The organism is Paenibacillus sp. GCM10023252 (genome assembly GCF_042653305.1).
Lineage (GTDB): Bacteria > Bacillota > Bacilli > Paenibacillales > Paenibacillaceae > Pristimantibacillus.
Genome location: NZ_JBHSHW010000050.1, coordinates 1 through 588 on the forward strand (window position 1 = coordinate 1; position 588 = coordinate 588).

Annotated in this window: 1 protein-coding gene; it reads left to right on the top strand. The window is 47.4% G+C overall.

The window, feature by feature from the left end; genetic code table 11:
- Positions 1 to 560: transposase (locus ACFO9Q_RS22940; protein ID WP_379185908.1), on the top strand; the 560-nt coding region annotated here is incomplete at its 5' end.
- Positions 561 to 588 lie beyond the last annotated feature (28 nt).

A 588-nucleotide genomic window follows, 5' to 3' on the forward strand; every position in this document is an offset into this window, starting at 1 on the left:
GATTTGGTTTTGAAGTGGAAGCCGTCGCGCTTGATTCTGGTTATATGACGACACCAATCTGCAAAGGGCTTGAGGAACGCAATATCTATGGTGTGATTGCGCATAGGCGATTCCATCCGACGCAAGGGTTACTTCCCAAATGGAAATTCACTTATGATGCAGAGCGTAATTTATATATGTGTCCACAGCAACAAGAGTTGGTTTACCGCACAACGGATCGAAACGGTTACCGGCACTATGCCTCAGATCCTAAACAATGTGCTCAGTGTCCCATGCTAGAGAAGTGCACAAGGTCTGCTAACAAGCGAAAGATTGTCACGAGGCACATCTGGGAGGACAGTAAAGAACAAGTGCGGTTAAACCGCCTGAGCAAGTCAGGTAAGAGATTGTACCGTAAACGAAAAGAAACGATTGAGCGAAGCTTCGCGGATGCTAAACAGCTCCATGGGTTTCGCTATTGCCGTTTGCGGGGGTTAAACAACGTGATGGAACAGGCGTTGATGACCGCAGCTGTACAGAACATGAAAAAGATTGCCCTCCACCTGGAACGGAGGGCATGACGATTAAAACAGCCCTTTCATCCTTTAC